22 protein-coding genes are annotated in these 20,585 nt (G+C 56.2%); 19 read left to right on the top strand and 3 right to left on the bottom strand.

What is annotated here, in order from left to right; translation table 11 throughout:
- Position 1 precedes the first annotated feature (1 nt).
- The 3 genes from RO22_RS00920 to RO22_RS00910 are packed head-to-tail and all read left to right on the top strand — an operon-like array spanning position 2 to position 2,404.
- The gene (locus RO22_RS00920; protein ID WP_022521223.1) at positions 2-712 is read left to right on the top strand and encodes a DUF484 family protein; all 711 of its coding nucleotides are present in this window, start codon (positions 2-4) and stop codon (positions 710-712) included.
- Positions 705-1,649 carry a tyrosine recombinase XerC gene (locus RO22_RS00915; protein ID WP_041157315.1) on the top strand — a complete coding sequence of 315 codons (945 nt, stop codon included), beginning with the start codon at positions 705-707 and terminating at the stop codon, positions 1,647-1,649. Before RO22_RS00920 ends, RO22_RS00915 begins: the two co-directional genes overlap by 8 nt.
- On the top strand, positions 1,646-2,404 hold the full coding sequence (locus RO22_RS00910) for an HAD family hydrolase (RefSeq protein ID WP_041157314.1): 759 nt from the start codon (positions 1,646-1,648) through the stop codon (positions 2,402-2,404). Before RO22_RS00915 ends, RO22_RS00910 begins: the two co-directional genes overlap by 4 nt.
- Here the strand turns inward: RO22_RS00910 and yihA are convergent.
- A complete protein-coding gene (gene yihA, locus RO22_RS00905; RefSeq protein WP_009286228.1) occupies positions 2,377-3,015 on the bottom strand; it encodes a ribosome biogenesis GTP-binding protein YihA/YsxC in 639 nt (212 codons plus the stop codon). The genes RO22_RS00910 and yihA overlap by 28 nt on opposite strands.
- Before the next feature lie 350 nt (positions 3,016-3,365).
- On the opposite strand from yihA, the gene RO22_RS00900 reads away from it, so the two are divergent.
- The 9 genes from RO22_RS00900 to dtd all read left to right on the top strand — a co-directional run bounded on the left by RO22_RS00900 (position 3,366) and on the right by dtd (position 11,487).
- A complete protein-coding gene (locus RO22_RS00900; protein ID WP_022521226.1) occupies positions 3,366-3,995 on the top strand; it encodes a c-type cytochrome in 630 nt (209 codons plus the stop codon).
- A 203-nt stretch (positions 3,996-4,198) separates the two neighbouring features.
- Positions 4,199-4,831, top strand: a complete 633-nt coding sequence (locus RO22_RS00895) for a thiol:disulfide interchange protein DsbA/DsbL (protein ID WP_027957988.1) — start codon at positions 4,199-4,201, stop codon at positions 4,829-4,831.
- A gap of 5 nt (positions 4,832-4,836) precedes the next feature.
- A complete protein-coding gene (locus RO22_RS00890) occupies positions 4,837-5,670 on the top strand; it encodes an endonuclease/exonuclease/phosphatase family protein (RefSeq protein WP_089691363.1) in 834 nt (277 codons plus the stop codon).
- Positions 5,671-5,771: 101 nt separating this feature from the next.
- The gene (locus RO22_RS00885; protein ID WP_009286227.1) at positions 5,772-6,332 is read left to right on the top strand and encodes a TRAP transporter small permease subunit; all 561 of its coding nucleotides are present in this window, start codon (positions 5,772-5,774) and stop codon (positions 6,330-6,332) included.
- Positions 6,332-7,738: a TRAP transporter large permease subunit gene (locus RO22_RS00880; protein ID WP_022521229.1), complete on the top strand. Its 1,407-nt coding sequence runs from the start codon at positions 6,332-6,334 to the stop codon at positions 7,736-7,738. The genes RO22_RS00885 and RO22_RS00880 overlap by 1 nt, the downstream gene beginning before the upstream one ends.
- A 168-nt stretch (positions 7,739-7,906) precedes the next feature.
- Entirely contained in the window at positions 7,907-9,019 is a 1,113-nt protein-coding gene (locus tag RO22_RS00875; RefSeq protein WP_009286225.1) for a TRAP transporter substrate-binding protein, read from the top strand.
- A 139-nt stretch (positions 9,020-9,158) separates the two neighbouring features.
- Positions 9,159-9,989: a bifunctional hydroxymethylpyrimidine kinase/phosphomethylpyrimidine kinase gene (thiD, locus tag RO22_RS00870; RefSeq protein WP_041157313.1), complete on the top strand. Its 831-nt coding sequence runs from the start codon at positions 9,159-9,161 to the stop codon at positions 9,987-9,989.
- A 124-nt stretch (positions 9,990-10,113) separates the two neighbouring features.
- On the top strand, positions 10,114-10,959 hold the full coding sequence (locus RO22_RS00865; protein WP_041157312.1) for a universal stress protein: 846 nt from the start codon (positions 10,114-10,116) through the stop codon (positions 10,957-10,959).
- 90 nt (positions 10,960-11,049) lie between these two features.
- Complete coding sequence (gene dtd, locus RO22_RS00860) at positions 11,050-11,487, top strand: D-aminoacyl-tRNA deacylase (protein ID WP_041157311.1); 438 nt, start codon at positions 11,050-11,052, stop codon at positions 11,485-11,487.
- Between the two features lie 26 nt (positions 11,488-11,513).
- On the opposite strand, the gene RO22_RS00855 is transcribed toward dtd, so the two are convergent.
- Positions 11,514-13,490 (bottom strand): ATP-binding cassette domain-containing protein, encoded by a 1,977-nt coding sequence (locus tag RO22_RS00855; RefSeq protein ID WP_041157310.1) that lies wholly within the window; start codon positions 13,488-13,490, stop codon positions 11,514-11,516.
- Positions 13,491-13,519: 29 nt separating this feature from the next.
- Between RO22_RS00855 and RO22_RS00850 the strand changes: the two genes are divergently transcribed.
- The 7 genes from RO22_RS00850 (at position 13,520) to RO22_RS00820 (ending at position 19,989) form a co-directional block, all read left to right on the top strand.
- On the top strand, positions 13,520-14,107 hold the full coding sequence (locus tag RO22_RS00850) for a TIGR02444 family protein (protein WP_041157309.1): 588 nt from the start codon (positions 13,520-13,522) through the stop codon (positions 14,105-14,107).
- 185 nt (positions 14,108-14,292) lie between these two features.
- On the top strand, positions 14,293-15,354 hold the full coding sequence (dctP, locus tag RO22_RS00845) for a TRAP transporter substrate-binding protein DctP (protein ID WP_022521252.1): 1,062 nt from the start codon (positions 14,293-14,295) through the stop codon (positions 15,352-15,354).
- A 354-nt stretch (positions 15,355-15,708) separates the two neighbouring features.
- Complete coding sequence (locus RO22_RS00840; protein ID WP_022521254.1) at positions 15,709-16,287, top strand: TRAP transporter small permease; 579 nt, start codon at positions 15,709-15,711, stop codon at positions 16,285-16,287.
- A gap of 30 nt (positions 16,288-16,317) precedes the next feature.
- A complete protein-coding gene (locus tag RO22_RS00835) occupies positions 16,318-17,601 on the top strand; it encodes a TRAP transporter large permease (RefSeq protein WP_022521255.1) in 1,284 nt (427 codons plus the stop codon).
- 21 nt (positions 17,602-17,622) lie between these two features.
- Complete coding sequence (locus tag RO22_RS00830; RefSeq protein WP_022521256.1) at positions 17,623-18,066, top strand: universal stress protein; 444 nt, start codon at positions 17,623-17,625, stop codon at positions 18,064-18,066.
- 132 nt (positions 18,067-18,198) lie between these two features.
- Complete coding sequence (locus tag RO22_RS00825) at positions 18,199-18,879, top strand: FKBP-type peptidyl-prolyl cis-trans isomerase (protein ID WP_041157308.1); 681 nt, start codon at positions 18,199-18,201, stop codon at positions 18,877-18,879.
- Positions 18,880-18,882: 3 nt separating this feature from the next.
- On the top strand, positions 18,883-19,989 hold the full coding sequence (locus RO22_RS00820; protein WP_041157307.1) for a PHB depolymerase family esterase: 1,107 nt from the start codon (positions 18,883-18,885) through the stop codon (positions 19,987-19,989).
- Between the two features lies 1 nt (position 19,990).
- On the opposite strand, the gene RO22_RS00815 is transcribed toward RO22_RS00820, so the two are convergent.
- Positions 19,991-20,584: an SCO family protein gene (locus tag RO22_RS00815; RefSeq protein WP_041157306.1), complete on the bottom strand. Its 594-nt coding sequence runs from the start codon at positions 20,582-20,584 to the stop codon at positions 19,991-19,993.
- Between the last annotated feature and the right edge of the window lies 1 nt (position 20,585).

The following is a 20,585-nucleotide window of genomic DNA, read 5'->3' as shown; positions in this document are numbered from 1 at the left end:
GATGTCACAAGCCCCTGAACCCCGCAAAACGCTCGAGCCTGATCAAGTGGCGTTCTGGCTGGCGCGCCATCCCGATTTTTTCGTCGGTCGTGAAGGGTTACTGCAGCAGCTGCAGGTGCCCCACCCGCATATCGACGGGGCGGTGTCACTGCTAGAACGCTTGGTGTTAGACCTGCGTAAGCGCGCGGAAACCGCCGAGGGCCGCCTGGAGCACCTGCTGGAGACTGCTCGCCATAACGAATCCCAGTACCGCCGGCTGCGGGAAACGTTGATAGCCCTGGTGGAAGCGCCGGATCGCGATGCGCTGGCGCAAGCGCTGGCCACCCAGCTTAGCGAGCGCTTTGAAACCCCGGCCATGGCGCTGTGGTGTCCGGCCACGTTAAGCGATAGTGAACCGACGCCGCCTCAACCGCCACGGCACGTGCTTGATCAACATGCCAGCACGCGGCTGTCGGCGCTGCTGGATGGCCGCACCAGCCGTTGTGTGAAGCTTAGCGTCAGCGACTGGAAGTGCTTGCTGCCCCATGTCAAAGCGCCGCGCAAAGCCGGTTCCTGTGCGATTTCACGGCTCTCGGCGGGTGATCCTTTGGGTTATTTGCTACTGGCCAGCCCCAGCCCCGATGCTTATCGGGCCAGCATGGATACGCTGTTCACTGAGTACTTGGGCGATATCGTCGCGCGCCTGCTGGTGCGCCTGGGCGACTATGGCTGAAGCTCTCCCAACGGAAATAACGATAGCCAAGCGCGTTGAGGCTTTTTTAGCAGCGCTGGCGTCCCATGCTAGCCCTGCCACGGTGGCGGCTTATCAGCATGATTTGGCCGCACTGTGTAACTTCACCGAGCGACGCGATGTGACAAATCCTGCAGCGTTAGACACCGCCCTGCTGCGGGCTTTTCTGGGATCGGAGCGTAGCCGGGGGCTGGCGCCTAGAAGCCTTGCCCGGCGGCGGGCGGCACTTTCCCGCTTCGCCGATTACCTGGTCAAGCAGGGTGTGCTGGTCGATAACCCGGTGGGACTACTGCGTACGCCCAAACAGCCCAGCCACCTGCCGCGCCCGGTGGATGTCGACGCCCTGGCGCGCTTTCTCGATACCCCCCACGATGGCTCGCCGCTGGGCGTGCGAGATCAGGCTATTCTTGAACTGTTTTACTCCAGTGGCCTGCGCTTAGCGGAGCTGGCGGCGCTTGATTTGGGCGATTTGCAGAATAGCCGGGTAAGGGTGATCGGCAAAGGCGGCAAGCCGCGTCAGGTGCCGGTAGGGCGCCGCGCCCAGCAGGCGCTGGCTGAGTGGCTGGGATGTCGCTCAGCGCTGGCACCTATTACTGAGCAGGCGCTATTTGTGGGCCAACGCGGGCAGCGCTTGGGCCATCGTGCCATTCAAAAGCGTTTAGCTCAGCTGTCGATTGCCCGTGGCTTGCCCGAACACCTGCACCCGCACCGTTTGCGGCACTCCTTTGCCAGTCACCTGTTGGAGTCGAGCCAGGATCTGCGCGCCGTGCAAGAGCTGTTGGGGCACGCCAATCTATCGACCACGCAAATCTACACCCGGCTTGATTGGCAGCATCTGGCGACCAGCTACGACGCAGCGCACCCCCGTGCTAAACGAGGCCCCAACGACAGTAAGAATAGCCCCAGGAGCAAACCATGACGATGCTGCAGGCCATTACCTTCGATTTGGACGACACCCTATGGGACAACCACGGAGTCATGGCGCGTACCGAAGAGGGCCACTACCGCTGGCTACTGGAGGCACTTGAGGCATGGCGAGCGGCACGCCAGGAAACAGCGCTGGCGTTATCCCACGAAAGCGGCGGGCTGGATTATCTGCAGCGCCGTCAACAGTTGGCCAAAGAGGTGCCCGAACGGCGCGGCGACTTCACTTGGCTACGTTTGCGCTCACTGGAGGCCCAGTTAGAACACGCAGGTCTGCACCGCAGTGCTGCGTTGATGTGGGCAGCAGCAGCGATGAATGAGTTTCACCGCCTGCGCGTGCAGGTCACGCCCCATCCAGAAGCGGCCGGACTGCTGGCTGCCCTGGCAGAGCGCTATCAGTTGGCGGCGATCACCAACGGTAATATTCATCTTAAACGTCAGCCGCTGGCTGGCTACTTTCCGGTGGCCATTGCCGCGGGTGAGTTACTGGCGCCCAAGCCTGATCCGACGCCATTCCTCACCGCGCTGTCGCGCTTAAACGTTTCCCCCGAGTGTGCTATGCACGTGGGCGATTCGTGGCAGGAGGACGTGTTACCTGCCCAGCAGTTGGGCATGCACGCGGTATGGATTTCTGAAACAGAGGATCAACCGCTCCCCACGCGCGTGCATCGTATTGCCCATATTAAAGAGCTGCCCAGCATTCTCGAGAAGTTAGAGGCGCCTCATTCTGGCGGTGTATACAGCCACTGATTGAGCTTCTGGGACAGCGTATCGACGCCGTCGCGCTTGAGTGAAGAGAACAGCTGAACAGAGACGAGGTCTTCCCACTCTTTCAAGCGTGAGCGCACTTTTTGCAACGCAGCGCTGGCAGGGCCTTTTTTCAGTTTGTCGGCTTTGGTGAGCAAAATATGCACCGGCATTCCGCGCTGGTCAGCATAATCGAGCATCATTTGGTCGAACTCGGTGAGCGGGTGGCGCACGTCCATTAGCAGTACTAAGCCGCGTAGACTGAAACGGTTGCGCAGGTACTCGGCTAGGTGCTTTTGCCACTCTAGCTTGACCGCTTCCGGCACCTTGGCGTAGCCGTAGCCGGGTAGGTCGACCAAACGCCGCGACTCGTCGTTCATAACGCTGAAAAAGTTGATCAGCTGGGTGCGCCCCGGTGTGCGCGAGGTGCGCGCTAACGCATTTTGTTGCGTTAATGCGTTGATAGCACTGGATTTGCCCGCGTTTGAACGCCCGGCAAAGGCTACTTCTGCGCCGGTATCGTCCGGGCACAGGGCCAGGGTGGGGGCGCTGATAAGAAAACTTGCCGTCGGGTAGTTCAGCCGAGGGACTGGGCTATCATGGGGGGTAGTCATTGGGTTGATCCTGAAAAACGAACATAAAAGCGGCCTACTCTGCGCACTATCACCTCTCTATCGCTTCGATAAAGTAGAACGCATGATAGCGACTCATGATAGAGAATTGAGAGCAGTACCGCGACGAATTACCCCTAAAGCAGTCCAGCACTTGCATTCCCGCCGCTGGGGTGATTCGTTATAATGCAAGCGGTTTATATCTGCGACCTGGGGCGCTAGTGTACCATCGCGATACGTTGTTGGTATTAGCGAAGGTTGGTATTGGCGGAGCTAACCCTGGTAACTTGTGAAACCTGGGAAGCGCCCAGGGTGCGTACCAGTCAAACATAAAACGGCATAGTGGAATAGCAATGAGAAAGTTACTGGCAAGCCTAGCAATTACCATGGGCGCCGTTGGCATCGCCCACGCTCAAACGGACTATCAAGCTGATGCTGACGCATCCGCTGGCCAGGAAATGGCCCAGACCTGTGCCGCCTGTCATGGGCAACAGGGCATTAGCCCATCGGGCGCTTTCCCTAATCTAGCGGGTCAGCAGATGTCCTATCTGGCGAAACAGATTATGGATATCCGCGACGGCAACCGCATGGTTCCCCAAATGGCCGGCCAAGTGGATGACTTCTCCGACCAGGATGCCTGGGATGTGGCAGCACACTTTGCACGCCAGGATGCCAACTTGGGCCAGACCAGCGACGAAGACGCTGAGTTGCTGGCTCGCGGTGAAGAGCTTTACCGCGCTGGTGATATGTCCAAGGGCATTCCTGCCTGTTCAGCCTGCCATACGCCAACGGGTGTCGGTATCGGCAGCGCCGTTTACCCCGGTCTATCTGGGCAGCACGCTCAGTACACGGTCTCAACGTTGCAGGCATTCGCCTCAGGTGATCGTAACAATAGCCCCAATAACATCATGGGCGACATCGCTTCAAAAATGAGCGACAACGATATGGAAGCAGTGGCTAACTATGTATTGGGTTTAAACTAAGTGTTGGGTTTGAACTAACGTTCTAACCCTGGGCGTTTAAAACCACACATAGACAGCCTACATACTTCCTTATGCCGTTTGCGGGTTCTCACTAGGCAACGTTCTTGGCAACGTTTGCTAACTGAGGGAACCCGCTAATGTATCCACGGTCTCACCCTTCGCTTACCCATGGAGAAACTTTTACAATGTCTAAAACGCGAGCGATGTTTAAAACGTTAATGGTCGCACTGGCCGGTTTGGGGCTTTCTGCGGCAGTGAGTGCCCAGGAAGTGGTTGAAGGCCAACATTATGAGCTGCTTGAAACGCCGGTAGAAACCCAGGTTGATGACGGGCAAATTGAAGTCACCGAAGTATTTTGGTTTGGCTGCCCGCACTGCTACCGCCTGCAAACGCCGATTAATGAGTGGTACGAGACCCTGGACGATGACGTTAGTGTCGTCAAAATGCCCGCCACCATGGGTGGGGATTGGAATACCCACGCTACAGCATTCTATGCAGCTGAGTCGCTGGGTATCGAAGAGGAGCTACACGCCGACTTCTTTAACGCCATTCATCAGGAAAATCAGTCGCTCACAGAGCCCGATGAGATTGCTGCTTTCTTTGCCAACTACGGCGTCAGCGAAGAAGAGGCCAAGCAAGCGCTGACTGACTTTAGTGTGCGTAGCGAAGTGAATGATGCCAATAACCGTATGCGCAAAATGAAGTTAATGGGTGTGCCTGCCCTGGTGATTGATGGCCGTTTTCTGGTGACGCCGAGCTCAGCCGGTAGCCTGGAAAACATGCCGAAAGTCGCTGAAGCGTTGGTTGAGCAGGTGCGTGAAGAGCGCGCAGAGTAACCGTGTTGCGTGAAGCGAGGGAGCGTGACACAACAGCCATCAATGGCTCACGCTCGACGCTGTTTGAAGATGGGCACTTGCGTTTGCTGACCTTTAATTTGCAGGTGGGCATCCAGACCTCGGCGTACCATCACTATCTTACGCGCAGTTGGCAGCACCTACTGCCCAACCCGCGTCGCCAGAAGCGGCTGGACGTGATGGGCGAAGTGCTGAGCAAGTTTGACGTGGTGGGGCTGCAAGAGGTCGATGGCGGTAGTTTTCGCTCAAGCCGCGTCAATCAGGTGGAGTATCTCGCTGCCCAAGCAGGGTTTCCCCATCATGTTCAGCAGCTCAATCGCAATCTGGGGCACATTGCCCAGCACAGTAACGGTTTACTCTCGCGCTTGGTACCCAGCCAAATAGAAGAGCACCGTTTGCCGGGGGCAATGCCAGGGCGCGGTGCGATTCACGCCCGCTTTGGCGAAGGGCCTGATGCGCTGCATATCTTTGTTGCCCACCTGGCGCTAAGCCACCGCGGCCGGGTGCGTCAGCTCAACTACTTAAGCGATATCATTCAACCACTGCGCCACGTGGTGGTCATGGGGGATCTCAACTGCACCCCTGACCAACTGCACGCTCACGAGCGTTTTAGTGCGTCGCTACCGCTGCACCCGGTTAAACCCCTGTTCAGTTACCCCTCCTGGCAGCCGCGCCATGCGTTGGATCATATTCTGCTTTCGCAATCGTTAGAGGCCGCCGAAGTGCGGGTGCTGGATCATCTCTTCTCTGACCACCTGCCGATTGCTGTCGATTTACCCTTGCCCGAGGCCTGTTTAGCGGCAATTCGTTCAAGCGTTTAATAATAAGCACGCTGTGCACTCCGTGAGCGCTGCATTGTCCGCGTATATGCGCTATTGTCTGGGACGCTGATCCCCTTAGCCGTTTTACGCGAGACACTCCCATGTCGGACACAACACAACTACCTGCTTTTATTGGTGCGCTGGACCGCGCTTCCGAATGGTTCGGGCGTACCCTTGCGTGGCTGATCATCCTTATGATGTTGATTCAGTTCGCGATTGTACTGCTTCGCTATGCCTTCAGTGTGAATAGCATCTTCATGCAAGAACTAGTGATGTATATGCACGCCAGCGTGTTTATGCTCGCTGCCGCCTATACGTTTCGCCACGACGGCCACGTGCGGGTGGATATCTTCTATCGAGGCATGACCCCGCGTCGCCAGGCGTTAATCAATGTGGTGGGCATTATCACGCTATTGATTCCAGTGATGGTCTTTATCATCGCTTCCAGTCTGGGCTACGTGGCCAACTCCTGGCGTATTCTGGAGACCTCCTCCGATTACGGCGGTATTCCGGCAGTCTACGCTCTGAAAACCTTGATACCGTTGTTTGCCGTGCTGATGATCGTGCAAGGCGTGATTGAAATTGTGCGCAATGGCTACGTGATGACCGGGCGGATAACGCCGGGAGCTGCTGGTGGAAATCACCTTGAGGAGCGTGTTTGATGCTGGAATTTATGCCAGTTATTTTATTTGCCGTTATCTGTATTGTGTTGATGTTCGGCTTTCCCGTGGCGCTTTCGCTGGCGGGCACGGCGCTGCTGTTTGCCGGAATGGGACTCGGGTTGGAAGCCATCGGTATCGACGCTAACTTTGATAGTGGCTATCTTGCCGCCTTGCCCAACCGGCTCTACGGCATAATGACCAACCAAACGCTGTTGGCGGTGCCGCTATTTGTCTTGATGGGCGTGTTGCTGGAAAAATCCAAAGTGGCTGAGACGCTGCTGGATGCCATGGCCCTGCTGTTTGGTGCCATGCGCGGTGGCCTGGGTATTTCGGTGACCCTGGTGGGTATGCTGATGGCTGCCTCTACCGGTATTGTGGGGGCCACGGTGGTCACCATGGGGCTGATGTCGCTTCCCACCATGCTAAAGCGTGGCTACAGCACCTCGTTGGCAACCGGCACCATCTGCGCCACCGGCACTCTGGGGCAGATTATTCCGCCTTCCATTGCCTTGGTACTGCTTGGTGATGTGCTGTCATCGGCGTATCAGCAGGCGCAGTTGGATATGGGTATCTTCAGCCCTAAAACGGTCTCCGTGGGCGACCTGTTTATGGGCGCGCTGGTGCCTGGGCTACTTCTGGTCGTGATGTACATGGTCTATGTGGCCCTGGTGGCCTGGTTGCGTCCGCATATGGCGCCTGCTGCCGACCGTGAAGAGTTGATGGCCGAGCTTGGTCATACCTCAGGGATTGGCATGCTACTGCTCAAAGGGCTGGTGCCACCGGTGGTGCTGATTGTGGCGGTACTGGGCTCGATTCTTAGTGGTTTTGCCACGCCGACCGAGGCTTCAGCGGTAGGCGCCTTCGGCGCTTTAGTACTGGCGCTGGCTTATCGTCAGCTCGATTGGGCGACGTTGAAGGACGTGCTGCGTTCGACCACTCACGTGACTACCATGGTGTTTTTGATCCTGATCGGTGCAGCGCTGTTTTCGCTGGTGTTTCGCGCTTACGGCGGCGAACACATGGTGACCGAACTGTTCGAGGGTATGCCTGGTGGGGTGGTCGGCGCGACGATCATCGTTATGCTGGTGATCTTTTTGCTCGGCTTTATTCTCGACTTTATCGAAATCACCTTTGTGGTGGTGCCCATTGTCGGGCCGATCTTGCTTGCCATGGGCCTTGACCCGATTTGGCTGGGCATCATGATCGCGATTAACCTACAAACGTCGTTCTTAACGCCGCCGTTCGGCTTTGCGCTGTTCTATCTGCGTGGCGTAGCGCCGCCATCTGTATCTACCTCGGCTATTTACCGTGGCGTTATCCCGTTTATCCTAATGCAACTGGGTATGTTGCTGATGCTAACGTTCTTCCCGCAGTTGGCAACGTGGCTGCCAGCGCAGTTTGGCTAATAAAGGGTTAGTTGAAAAACATCGCTGCTATCAACGTTAAGAAGTGGCAACCTAATTAATAAGCAGTAAATAGCCATTAATGGCCTGAAGTAAACCGCCTAGTGTTCTACGCTAGGCGGAGTATTCCCTACTCATAATAGTAATAATAGAAAGTAAGAGGGTTATTGTATGAAAGCCAAGACACTCCCTACTGCCATCGCCATGACGACTGCACTTTCCGCCAGTTTGTTGGCAGTCTCTAGCGTTGATAATCACGCCCAGGCGCAAGAGGAAGAATTCCGTTGGAAAATGGTCACCTCCTGGCCGAAAAATTTCCCAGGTGTTGGTCAGGGTCCCGAGCGGTTATCCCAGCTGGTCGATGAAATGTCGGATGGCCGCCTGACCATTGAAGTCTTCGGTGCTGGCCAGTTGGTACCGGGGTTTGAGGTGTTTGACGCCGTTTCTGACGGTACCGCTGAGCTAGGCCACTCCGCCTCCTACTACTGGAAAGGCAAAGCGCCTGCTGCGCAGTTCTTTGCTGCCGTGCCGTTTGGCATGAATGCACAAGAGATGAACGCTTGGCTAAGCTATGGCGGCGGTATGGAGTTGTGGAACGAGCTCTACGATGACTTCGGCGTTGACGTCATGGTGGCGGGTGCCTCAGGCGTGCAGATGGGGGGCTGGTACAACAAAGAGATCAATTCGGTTGCCGACCTCGACGGACTGAAAATGCGTATGCCGGGCCTGGGTGGCGAAGTGATGAGCCGCATGGGGGTCGCGATTGTGAATATGCCGGGTGGCGAGATCTTTACTTCGCTGCAATCCGGTGCGATTGACGCAACAGAGTGGATTGGCCCTTACAACGACCTGGCATTCGGACTACATCAAGCCGCCGACTATTATTACTACCCAGGCTGGCACGAGCCGACGGTCATGTTTGAGGCGATTGTCAACGAAGAGGCTTTCGCGGAGCTGCCAGCGGATTTGCAGGCGATCCTGCGTACCGCTATTAGCGACATTAACCAGAGCGTACTGGATGAGTACACCGCACGTAACAACGATGCGCTGGAAACCCTGGTGAACGAGCACGATGTTGAGCTACGCCGCATTCCCGATGACGTACTGGCCCAGGCGCGTGAGCACTCTCAAGATGTGGTCGCCGAGCTGGCTGAATCGAGCGAATTAGCTACGCGTATCTATGACTCCTATCAAGCGTTCCAGGAGAAGGTCGAGGATTACCACGCCATCTCCGAGCAGGCGTATTACAACGCCCGCAACCCGGAAGGTGACACCGCGCAATAGTTTGCCGTGCTTGATACACACTAACGAGCCGCCTTCGGGCGGCTCGTTAGTGTGTTTGGTATGTACGTTTTCGGCAGCATAAGTCGCCCAGCTTGGGTATCCTAGGCGTACAGTGACGTTTTTGCCGTGAAGGAGCCCCATGTCTACCCATTCCCGTCTTCGCAATGTGCTTACCATCGCCGGCTCCGATCCCTCGGGGGGCGCCGGGCTGCAGGGAGATCTAAAAACCTTTTCAGCCCTTGGCGTTTACGGCACCAACGTGATTACCGCGGTGATTGCCCAGAATACCTGCAGGGTGGCCTCGGTGTACCCCGTTTCGCCTCAGGCCATACGCGAGCAGTTGGAACACCTGCTGGATGATGTGGTGATAGACGCGGTTAAAATTGGCATGGTGGCGAGCCGTGAAGTCGCCGAGGTTATTGCTGATGTGCTGCGTCAGCGCCGCCCACGCTGGATTGTGCTCGACCCTGTGATGGTCGCCAAGAGCGGGGATGTTCTGGTCGACGACGCCGGTATTCATGCAGTCCGCGATATTCTCGTGCCGCTAGCCGATGTGATTACCCCCAATCTGCCGGAAGCCGCTGTATTGCTCGACACGCCGTCGCCCACCAGTTTAGACGCCATGGAAGCGATGCTGCCGGGGTTAACGCAATTGGGCGCGCCCTATGTGGTGCTGAAAGGCGGCCATCTGCGCGGGGAAACCTGCCCAGACTTGCTGGCAACCCCCAATGGTCATGAGTGGTTGCCCGCCTCGCGAATCGATACCGACAATTTGCACGGTACCGGCTGTGCGCTCTCCTCAGCGATCGCCGCCTGCTTGGCGAAGCTACCCGTGTATGCCGAAGGGGATGCCCCGGTAGCCGCTATCAGTGATGCCAAGCAGTGGCTGCATGCAGCCCTGGAGGCGAGCGTGCGCTTAAACGTAGGAAAAGGGCGCGGCCCGGTGCACCATTTTCACGCTTGGTGGTGATGCTAGCTGTAGCCAGTGGCATTTGGGCAACAGTGCTTGCGAGAATGGACATTGCACACCATGCTAAGGAGTGTTTGCTTAACGGCTTGTAAGGCTGAGCTGCTCAGCCGAGGAGCGTTTCGCCATGCCTCGCACCATTCTGTTTGCCACCGATCTTTCCGCTGATAATCGTGCCGCTTTTGCTCGGGCGTTGCGTTTGGCCTATGCCCAGGGGGTTCAGCTAGACGTGCTGCACGTGTTGGATCCTTACCTGCCCAGACGTGTGCTATTGGATGTCGAGAGCGCGGTAGTGGAAGACATCACCACCATGTTGACGGATCTACGCGAAGACTACGCCCTAGAGGCGCCGAAAACGCTGATCCAGACCGTGACCGGCTCGCCTCACGTTGAAATCGTCCGCGAAGCTCATGAACGCAACGCTGAGCTGATTGTGCTGGGCATGCATCGCAAGCGTGGGCAAAAAGACCTGCTTGCGGGTACCACGGCAATGCGCGTGCTGCGCAGCGCACCATGCCCTGTGGTGGTCTCTTCTCACCAGCCGACCCAGCCCTGGCAGCATATTCTGGTACCTATCGATTTTTCGCTGACGGCGCGGCATACCTTGAAAGAGGCGCTGATTCGCTTCCCTGAAGCCACGCTGACCTTGCTGCACGCCTGGACGCTACCCGGCGAGCGCGAGTTGGGTTCGCAAGCCTATTACGCCCATTGGCGTGAACATGAAGTGCAGCGCCTGCGTGAGCAGTTGAGTAACGAAGTCGATAGCCTGATGCGCGAGTTAGAAGGAGTTCCCGATGTGGAGTTGGTGTTAGAACAAGGCGCGCCCTGTGATGTGCTGCAAGCATATATGAAGCGCCACACGCCCGATCTCGTGATGATCGGTAGTCGCGGTCAGCCCCATCACACCAGCCAGCTAACCGAGATGCTGCTGTGTGAACCGCACTGCGATCTAATGCTCTGCCGTGCTTGGTAACTCTGGGGGAAGCGTTTCGCGATGCCCTGCTAGGGAAAAATTAACGAGCGGTCGTTATAATGGCCGTTTGCTAGTGGGGAGAGAGACGTTTTGAAGGCACTCATTCAGCGCGTGAAGCGCGCCAGCGTGGAAGTGGAGGGCGAAATCGTCGGCAGTATCGACCATGGACTGCTGGCGCTGATAGGAGTGGAGAAGCACGATGATGGGACTAGCGTGGAAAAACTGCTGCACAAGCTCCTTCACTACCGGGTATTCAGCGACGCCGACGGCAAGATGAATCATAACCTGCAGCAGGTGAACGGTGGTCTGTTGCTCGTCTCCCAGTTCACCCTGGCGGCGGATACCCGTAAGGGGCTGCGGCCGGGCTTCTCCAGCGCCGCTCCTCCCGCCCAGGGTGAAGAGCTGTTCAACTTGCTGGTGACCCAGACCCGTACTGCCTGGCCGCACGTCGCCACCGGTGAATTTGGCGCTGATATGCAGGTGGCGCTAATTAACGATGGCCCGGTAACGTTTTTGTTGGAAAGCTAGCCCTATTGTTGAGTATTCGCTTTCCGCTAACTAGCCGCCTCTTCACTGGCGAGCAGCTCTGCTTCCATTGTCTCCAACGCCTCTTCGGCGCTGAGCCACTGCCGCTCTGATTCATCCAGGCGCGCTTTAATCTCTGCCTGCTGACTCAGCGTCTTGGTCAGTTCGGCTTTGCGGCTGCTGTCGGTGTAGAGCTCTGGGTCTGCCAGCACTTGTTCAACCTTATCAAGCTCGTGTTGGGTCTTCTCCATGGCTTTTTCTGCTTGGTCGCGCTGCTTTTTCAGTGGGCGCAGCTTCTCGCGCAGTTCGGCAGCCGCTTTGCGGGATGCTTTGCGCGCTTCTCGGCTGTCGCCGCTAGGCTGCTGGTTCTGGCGCTCGGCTTTTTCACCGCGGGAATCCCGACGGCTCTCTTCCAGGCGCGCTTTAAGCCAAGCCCGGTAATCTTCCAAATCACCATCGAAGGGCTCGACACGGTGATCCGCCACCCGCCAGAACTCATCGACCGTGGCGCGCAGTAAGTGACGGTCGTGGGAGACCAGAATAACCGTGCCTTCGAAGCTTGCCAGCGCTTGGGTCAGCGCCTCGCGCATCTCTAAGTCCAGGTGGTTGGTGGGCTCATCGAGCAGCAGCAGGTTGGGTTTTTGCCAAGCGACGAGGGCCAGCGCCAGGCGGGCTTTCTCACCTCCAGAGTAGTTGGCGACTGTGCCGAAGGCGTCATCGCCCTTAAAGCCAAAGCCGCCCAGGAAGTTGCGGATATCCTGATCGCTGGCGGTGGGTGAGAGTCGCTGGATATGCACAAAGGGCGTCGATGAAACATCCAGGCTCTCAAGCTGATGCTGAGCAAAATACCCAATCGCCAAATGCTCGCCGGGTACGCGCTTGCCGTTAAGCAGCTCAAGCTCCCCGGTGAGCGACTTAATCAGCGTTGATTTACCTGCCCCGTTGGGGCCTAGCAAGCCAATGCGGCTACCGGGCAGCAGGGTGACGTTGACCTTGTCTAGCTGGATGTTGTCGTCACTGCCGTCGCCCTTTTTACCGCGATAGCCTAGCTGCGCCTGGTCAAGCACCAGCAGAGGATGCGAGGTTTTATCGGCGGCGGGCAGCGTAAAGTGGAAGGGGGAGTCCACATGGGCGACGGCGATATCTTCCATGCGCTCGAGCATTTTTACCCGGCTTTGTGCCTGCTTGGCCTTGGTCGCCTTGGCTTTAAAGCGGGCGATAAAGCGTTCGATCTCTTCCCGGCGAGCCTGCTGCTTGGCGGCTTCAGCCTGCTGCAGAGCAAGCTTTTCGGCGAGAGTGCGCTCGAACTGGGAGTAATTGCCGCGGTATAGCTCCAGGGTTTGGTGGTGCATATGCACGATGTGATCGCATACGGCATCTAAAAAGTCACGGTCGTGGGAAATCAGCAGCAGGGTGCCAGGATAGCGGGTTAGCCACTGCTCCAGCCACAGCAGGGCATCTAGATCCAGGTGGTTGGTAGGCTCATCCAGCAGCAGTAGGTCGGAAGGCATAAACAGCGTACGAGCAAGATTGACCCGCATCCGCCAGCCGCCGGAAAACGCCGAGAGCGGGCGGGCGAGGTCAGCCTGGACGAAGCCCAGCCCCACCAGCAATTGCGCCGCACGCGACTCCGCACGGTAGCCATCCAGGGTCTCAATCAAACCGTGCAGTTCGGCTTCGCGGTGGGCTTGCCCGGCTTCCTGGGCGGCCAATAAGTCAGCTTCTGCTTGGCGTAGCGCCAAGTCGCCATCGAGTACATACTCGATAATTGGGCGGTCGAGGGCGTCAACTTCCTGGGCCATATGCGCAATGCGCTGGCCGCCACTCATCTCGACATCGCCCTGGTCGGGCGCAAGCTCGCCGAGCAGCAGTTTGAATAGGCTCGATTTACCGGCGCCGTTTGCCCCGATAATCCCGGCCTTTACCCCGTTATTAAGGGTAATGTCCGCGTTGTCGAGTAGCGTTTGCGTGCCGCGTTGCAAGGCGACTTGGCGCAGTGCGATCATGCCTTCTCCCGAAGAAAGTGGGTCATTTGATGCGATATTCTATTACGCTTGATTCTACCCGATTGCAGCGCCTACAGCAGACACCGTTATGGGATTTTGCACTGACGCTCTACGCTAGACCCGGCGTTGAAGCAGCCTGTCTGAAGCTTCAAGAGGAGGCCGGGCTGGATGTGTGCGAGATGCTGTTTCATTGTTGGCTCTACTCTTGCGGTCTGGAAGCCGAGCCTAGAGCGCTGGCTGACCAGCGTGAGCAGCGTCACCTTTGGCAATGCCATGTAACGGAGGTATTGCGTGGGTTACGCCAAGACTTAAAAGCCTCAGCGACAGAAAGCGAGTCCGTGAAAGCGCTGCGCGAGACCATCAAACAGGCCGAGCTGATGGCAGAGCGTGAGAATCTTCAACGTTGGCAAGCGTGGGCTTTGGCTCCGCTCAGCGATGAGGAACGCGTGGTCAACGTTGTCGAAAAGTCGCCAAATGCAGCTAAATGGCTGCTAAGTCAGCTATTTTTAGGAAGGTGTGCCCATCAAGGCGAGGGGGGTATAAAGGAGCAAAGTGAGTGGCTTGATTCGCTACAAACGCTTACTTGCCAGCTTGACCCTCACCAAGGAGCGCGCTAGCCTGAAATTAAGCTGTATTTGAAATACCTAGCGCTATTCGCCCGCTAGAACGCAGTATAGAGCAGCACCATTGCCGGTTAGCGAACACCGGTTAGCGAACAACAGTGTCGTGTTGAGATACGCGAGGCTTATCCAGGTTCTTGCGCACTCGTAAAGCGCGCTTACCACTGCAAGGGGAACACCGCATGAAGGCAAGCAAATTCGTTTCTACACGTTCTGTAACTACAAAGTCTGTAACTACAAAGTTAATGACCACGGCAAGTGTGGGTGCACTGCTGTTTGGTCTAAGCGCCGCTGCTCAAGCAGACAACTGGCGCTATGCTCACGAGGAGTATGAAGGCGACGTTCAAGACGTCTTTGCCTATGCTTTTAAAGAGTACATTGAAGATAACTCAGACCACACCGTACAGGTTTACCGCTTTGGTGAGCTGGGCGAGTCTGACGACATTATGGAGCAGACTCAGAACGGTATCCTGCAGTTTGTAAACCAGTCGCCTGGCTTTACCGGTGCGCTCATTCCGGAAGCACAAATCTTCTTTATTCCTTACCTGCTACCGACCGACGAAGAGACCGTACTGACGTTCTTCGACGAAAGTAAGGCTATCAACGAGATGTTTCCTGAGCTTTACGCCGAGCAAGGCCTAGAGCTGCTGAAGATGTATCCGGAAGGCGAAATGGTCGTGACGACCGACGAGCCGATTAGCTCACCGGAAGATATGGATAATAAGAAAATCCGTACCATGACCAACCCGCTGCTGTCGGAGACCTACGACGCCTTTGGTGCAACGCCGACGCCGTTGCCTTGGGGTGAAGTCTACGGTGGTCTGCAGACCGGCATCATTGATGGTCAAGAGAACCCGATTTTCTGGATTGAGTCTGGCGGTTTGTACGAAGTGTCTCCGCACCTGACGTTTACCGGTCACGGCTGGTTCACTACTGCGATGATGGCCAACCAGGACTTCTACGAAGGTTTGTCTGAAGAAGATCAAACGTTGGTGAATGAAGCCTCTGAAGCTGCCTATGACCACACTATCGAGCATATCAAAGGCTTGGCTGAAGAATCATTAGCGAAAATTCAGGAAGCATCTGATGAAGTGACGGTGACACGTCTCGACGAAGAGCAAATTCAAGCTTTCCGTGAGCGTGCCCCGCAGGTTGAAGAAGCCTTCCTGGAAATGACCGGTGAAGGTGGTCAAGAGCTGCTCGAGCAGTTTAAAGCTGACCTTGAAGCCGTAACAAACGAGTAATCATCCTTAAAGCCGCATTGGCGAACGGTTGATTGATCAAGGGGCAGCAAAGGCTGCCCCTTTTTGTTTTGCGGCGGTTAGGCGGGGGCTACTCGGGCTGGGGTTTGACATCGTTACCGTTGGGTTACGTACATCTAGCGTTGAATCATCGGCGGCCGCAAGCCGTTACGCTTTAGTTAACTCCTCGCCTTGCACGAGGTAAGACTTGTCTAGCAGCTCTGGTTTAGGCAAGTTGGGAAATAGGCGGGTTTTGACGAGATAGCTTGGATTGAGATAGCTCTGGAATAACGCTGTGTTTATTGTGCCTACGGCACGTAACTGTTGCCGTTAGAGCCGTTCAAAAGGAGTCCGGCCATGACCGATGACGAGATGGAAAAGAGTTACCGTTCCGGCTTGCCGGGGGTACTAGGCGTGATCGACACTGCAATTAGCAAAATAGAAGCCGTGATTCTCGCGATGGGTGTTTTGCTAATGGCGCTGAATACGGTCACCAACGTGGTTGCCCGCTTTGTATTTGGCAACAGCATCATGTTCTCCGGTGAGCTAAACCGCATTTTGATCATCATGATTACCTTTGCGGGTATTGGCTATGCAGCCCGTCATGGTCGTCATATTCGCATGTCGGCTATCTATGATGCGCTGCCGGTAGGTGGGCGCAGAGCGCTAATGATCTGCATCGCGCTGTTCACATCGCTAGTGATGTTTTTCCTGCTCTACTATTCGATCGTTTATATCCTGGATCTGCATAGCAAAGGCAGGGTGTTGCCCTCCTTGGGCTTGCCGGTGTGGATCATTTACCTATGGGTGCCGATGGGCTTTTTAATCACCGGTATTCAATACTTGCTGACCGCGGTTAAAAACTTCACGTCCCACGATGTCTATCTCTCGACGGGCGTGGTGGATGGATATAAAGACACCGAAACAGAAGTCTAACGCGGGGCATTGCACCCTAGGGGAACAGCTATGACGACAATAATGGTCACCACCATGATTGCCCTGCTGCTGCTGGGCTTTCCAATGATGATTCCGCTGATTACCGCTGCAGTAATCGGCTTCTATATGATGTTTAACGGCTTCGGCCAGATGGATACGCTGATCCAGCAGATGATGGCGGGTATACGCCCAGCCTCACTTATTGCGGTTCCCATGTTTATCCTTGCCGCTGATATCATGACCCGCGGGCAGTCCGCTAACCGATTGATTGATATGGTGATGGCGTTTATCGGCCATATTAAAGGTGGCTTGGCGGTGAGCACGGCAGCTTCGTGTACGCTGTTCGGTGCTGTATCCGGTTCTACCCAGGCAACCGTGGTCGCTGTTGGCTCGCCGCTGCGTCCAAAAATGCTTAAAGCGGGCTACTCAGACTCTTTCACGCTGGCGCTGATTATCAATTCCAGCGATATTGCGTTTTTGATTCCGCCCAGTATCGGCATGATCATTTACGGGGTTATCTCGGGCACCTCTATCGGCGAGCTATTTATTGCCGGGATTGGGCCAGGGTTAATGATCCTGGTTATGTTCTCGATTTACTGCATTATCTACGCCATCGTGAAAGATGTACCTACTGAAGCAAAATCGAGCTGGAAAGAGCGCGCAGTAGCGGTTCAGCAGGCTCTTTGGCCGCTTGGCTTTCCGGTCATTATTGTCGGTGGTATTTACGGCGGTATCTTCAGCCCGACTGAAGCTGCTGCAGCCTGTGTGCTGTATGCCATTTTGCTTGAGTTTGTGGTCTTCCGCTCACTTAAGATGAACGACATTTATGCCATCGCCAAATCTACCGGCTTGATTACCGCCGTTGTCTTTATCCTGGTCGCGGTGGGTAATGGCTTCTCGTGGATCATTTCGTTTGCTCAGATTCCGCAAATGATTCTGGAGGCGGTGGGTGTCAACGAAGCTGGCCCCACGGGCGTATTGATTGCCATCTGTATCTCCTTCTTTGTGGCCTGTATGTTTGTGGATCCGATAGTGGTCATTCTGGTGCTAACGCCCATTTTCGCACCCGCCATTGCGGCGACAGGCCTGGATCCTGTGTTGGTGGGTATTTTGATTACCTTGCAGGTGGCGATAGGTTCGGCAACTCCGCCCTTTGGGTGCGATATTTTCACCGCTATTGCGATTTTCAAGCGCCCCTATTGGGATGTGATCAAAGGCACCCCACCGTTTATTTTCATGCTGATTTTAGCGGCTGCACTGCTGATCATGTTCCCACAAATTGCGCTGTTCCTGCGCGATGTCGCCTTCCGCTAAACAGCCACAAGGAGTACGCGAATGTTTAATCGCATTTTAGTCCCGGTGGATGGTTCTAAAGGCGCCTTAAGGGCGCTGGAAAAAGCGGTGGGCTTGCATATGCTGACCGGCGCTGAGCTTTATCTGCTGTGCGTGTTTAAACACCATAGCTTGCTGGAGGCCTCGCTCTCTATGGTGCGGCCCAACCAGCTGGATATCCCTGACGATGCGCTAAAAGAGTACGCCACCGAGATCGCTGTGCACGCAAAATCTCATGCGATTGAGCTGGGCGCTGACAGTGCTCGCGTGCGTGCTTTTGTGAAGGGCGGGCGACCTTCGCGCATTATTGTGCGCTTTGCTCGTAAGCGGGAGTGCGATCTGATCGTGATTGGCGCCCAGGGCACCAATGGCGAGAAGAACCCGCTGCTAGGCAGCGTTTCTCAACGGGTGGCGGGTGCAGCACACTGCCCCACGCTGGTGGTCTAAATCCGCTAAACCTCTCTCCCATTTTGTGGTCTTATTGGCGCCCACCTCCCCGAAGATGCAGCTCGGGGCGGTGGGTGTTAGTCTTTATATGACACTGATCGGCGTACGGCGCCGCTATAAAAAGGATCTTTCATGAAACAACTGCTCTCTACTACGGCTCTGACAGGTTTGCTTTTGGTTGCCCCTTTTGCCGCGGCAGCGCCCGAAACCGATGAACAGCGCTTGGCTTACAGTCTGGGTGTGACCCTGGGTGAAAGCATGCAGGCAGACATCGAAGACCTCGACTTGGGTGCGTTTCACGACGGCATGAGCGATGTGTTTGAAGGCAATGACTTGGCGCTCAGTGAAGAAGAGATGACCGAAGCGTTGATGGCGTTCCAAGAGCAGTCAATGCAAGCGCGGCAAGCGGAAGCCGAAGAGATAGCGCAGAACAATCTCGAAGAGGGGGAAGCCTTCCTAGCCGAGAACGCTGAGCGCGAGGAAGTGACGGTGACTGACTCTGGCCTGCAGTATGAAGTGCTTGAATCTGGCGATGGCGCCACGCCTGGCCCTGAAGATACCGTCGAAGTGAATTACGAAGGCATGCTGCTGGATGGCACCGTTTTCGATAGCTCTTTTGAGCGCGGTGAGTCCGTCAGCTTCCAGACCAATCAGGTGATCGAAGGCTGGCAGGAAGCGCTGCAGATGATGAGCGTTGGCGATAGCTGGATGCTCTATATCCCTGCGGATATTGCTTACGGCAAAAATGGTCAAGGACCGATCGGGCCTAACGAAGTACTGACCTTCCGCGTTGAACTGCTAGGCGTCGAATAAGGGATGACTTCAACCCCCTCTTCTAACCTGCATTCTCTCGCTCAGGCACTGGTTTGCTTAGGTCTATGCACGCCGCTGCTAGCGCAGGCAGAGACGGACAGTGAGCCTGAGGATTTGCCCGCCCTGAGTGCTGCGAGTGAGCAGGCCAGCGTAGTGGGAGTATCGTCGGGCGGTTATATGGCGACCCAGCTAGCGGTGGCTTGGCCCGAGCGGTTTAGTGGCCTAGGTGTACTGGCAGCAGGGCCCTGGAGTTGCGCGCAGGGCTCGCTGAGTTTGGCGCTTAATCAATGCATGATGACCCGCCGTGGCGCGCCTTCGCTGGATGAGTTGGAGGCGCGTCGTCAACGCTATATTGAGCTTGAACAGGTAGGCAGCACTGAGGCGCTTAGCCAGCTCAGGGCCTACTTATGGCACGGTGAAGAGGATGAAGTGGTTGAGCCACAGCTCGGCGACCTGCTTGCTGAGCAGTGGCAGCAGTGGCTTGCTTCGCCTGATCAGCTACGCGTTGCGCGCAGTGAAAATGCGGGACATGGCTGGCCGATACGCTTACCCAGTGAAGCGGCTCCCGGGCCCCAGGAGTGGGGCGATTGCCGACAGGGTGGCGGTAGTTTCCTGTTATCCTGCGATGACGATATTGCTGGAGAAATGCTGGATTGGCTCTACCCCGAACGAGCAGCCTCGGACGCTGGCGAGTCTAGTCGTGAGCCAGAGGATGAGCAAGGGGGCGAACTAGTCGCGTTTGATCAGTCAGAGTTTGCGGTCAAGGGCCTAGCGGACACCGGCTATGTGTTTATACCTGAAGGCTGTGATGCGGGGGAGTGCCCGGTAACGCTGGCGCTGCACGGCTGCCAAATGAACGCAGAGGCCATTGGCGATACGTTCATACGCTACACCGGGCTTAATGCCTGGGCGGCAGCGCATCAGCAAATCGTGCTCTATCCTCAGGCAGAAAGCAGTATGGCGAACCCCCAGGGCTGCTGGGATTGGTGGGGGTTTGCTGAAAGTACCTGGCAGTTAAGCCCCCAGCACGATACCCGTAGCGGTACCCAAATTGGCGCGCTGCTGGCGATGCTGGATCATTTACAGGCAGCACCTGAACAAGCCGATTAGCTTAACCGTCTAGTTCGCTCTCTAATGCGGAAACTAAACCATGCGGGGTCGGTGAGTAGAGCACTCGCTGAAGAATATCGCCCTCGCGATTAACCAAAAAGAGCGAGGCGCTGTGATCAATGGTGTAGTCCATTGCTGAATCCGGCGCTTCGACTTTCCGCCATATCACCCCATAGCGTGAGGCAACATCCTCAAGCTGTTCCTGACTGCCCACCACGCCGATAAACTCCTCGCCGAAAAAGCCCATGTACTCCTGCATGCGCGCGATGGTGTCGCGTTCGGGGTCAACGGTGACCATCACCGGCACTACACGCTCGCGCTGCTCCTCAGAGAGCTGGGCCAGGGCTTGACGCTTAACCGATTGGGTCATGGGACAAATGTCGGGACAGTAGGTGTAGCCAAAGGAGAGTATCGCGACTTGATCTTCATCTAACTGGGTTAACGAGAAATCACCCTGGGTAGAGGGCAGTTCAACTGGGCCTCCTACCGGTTCGCCCTCTTTGGGGGCGAAGGCATACTGATAGAGGCCTATACCGCTGACCACCAGTAAAGCCGCGACTAAACCGGTGCCTAGCCATAAGGGTTTCCTTGCCATA

The sequence above is a fragment of the Halomonas sp. KHS3 genome (assembly GCF_000830495.1).
GTDB classification, from domain to species: Bacteria; Pseudomonadota; Gammaproteobacteria; order Pseudomonadales; family Halomonadaceae; genus Vreelandella; species Vreelandella titanicae.
This window is presented reverse-complemented; position numbering and strand designations above follow the sequence as displayed.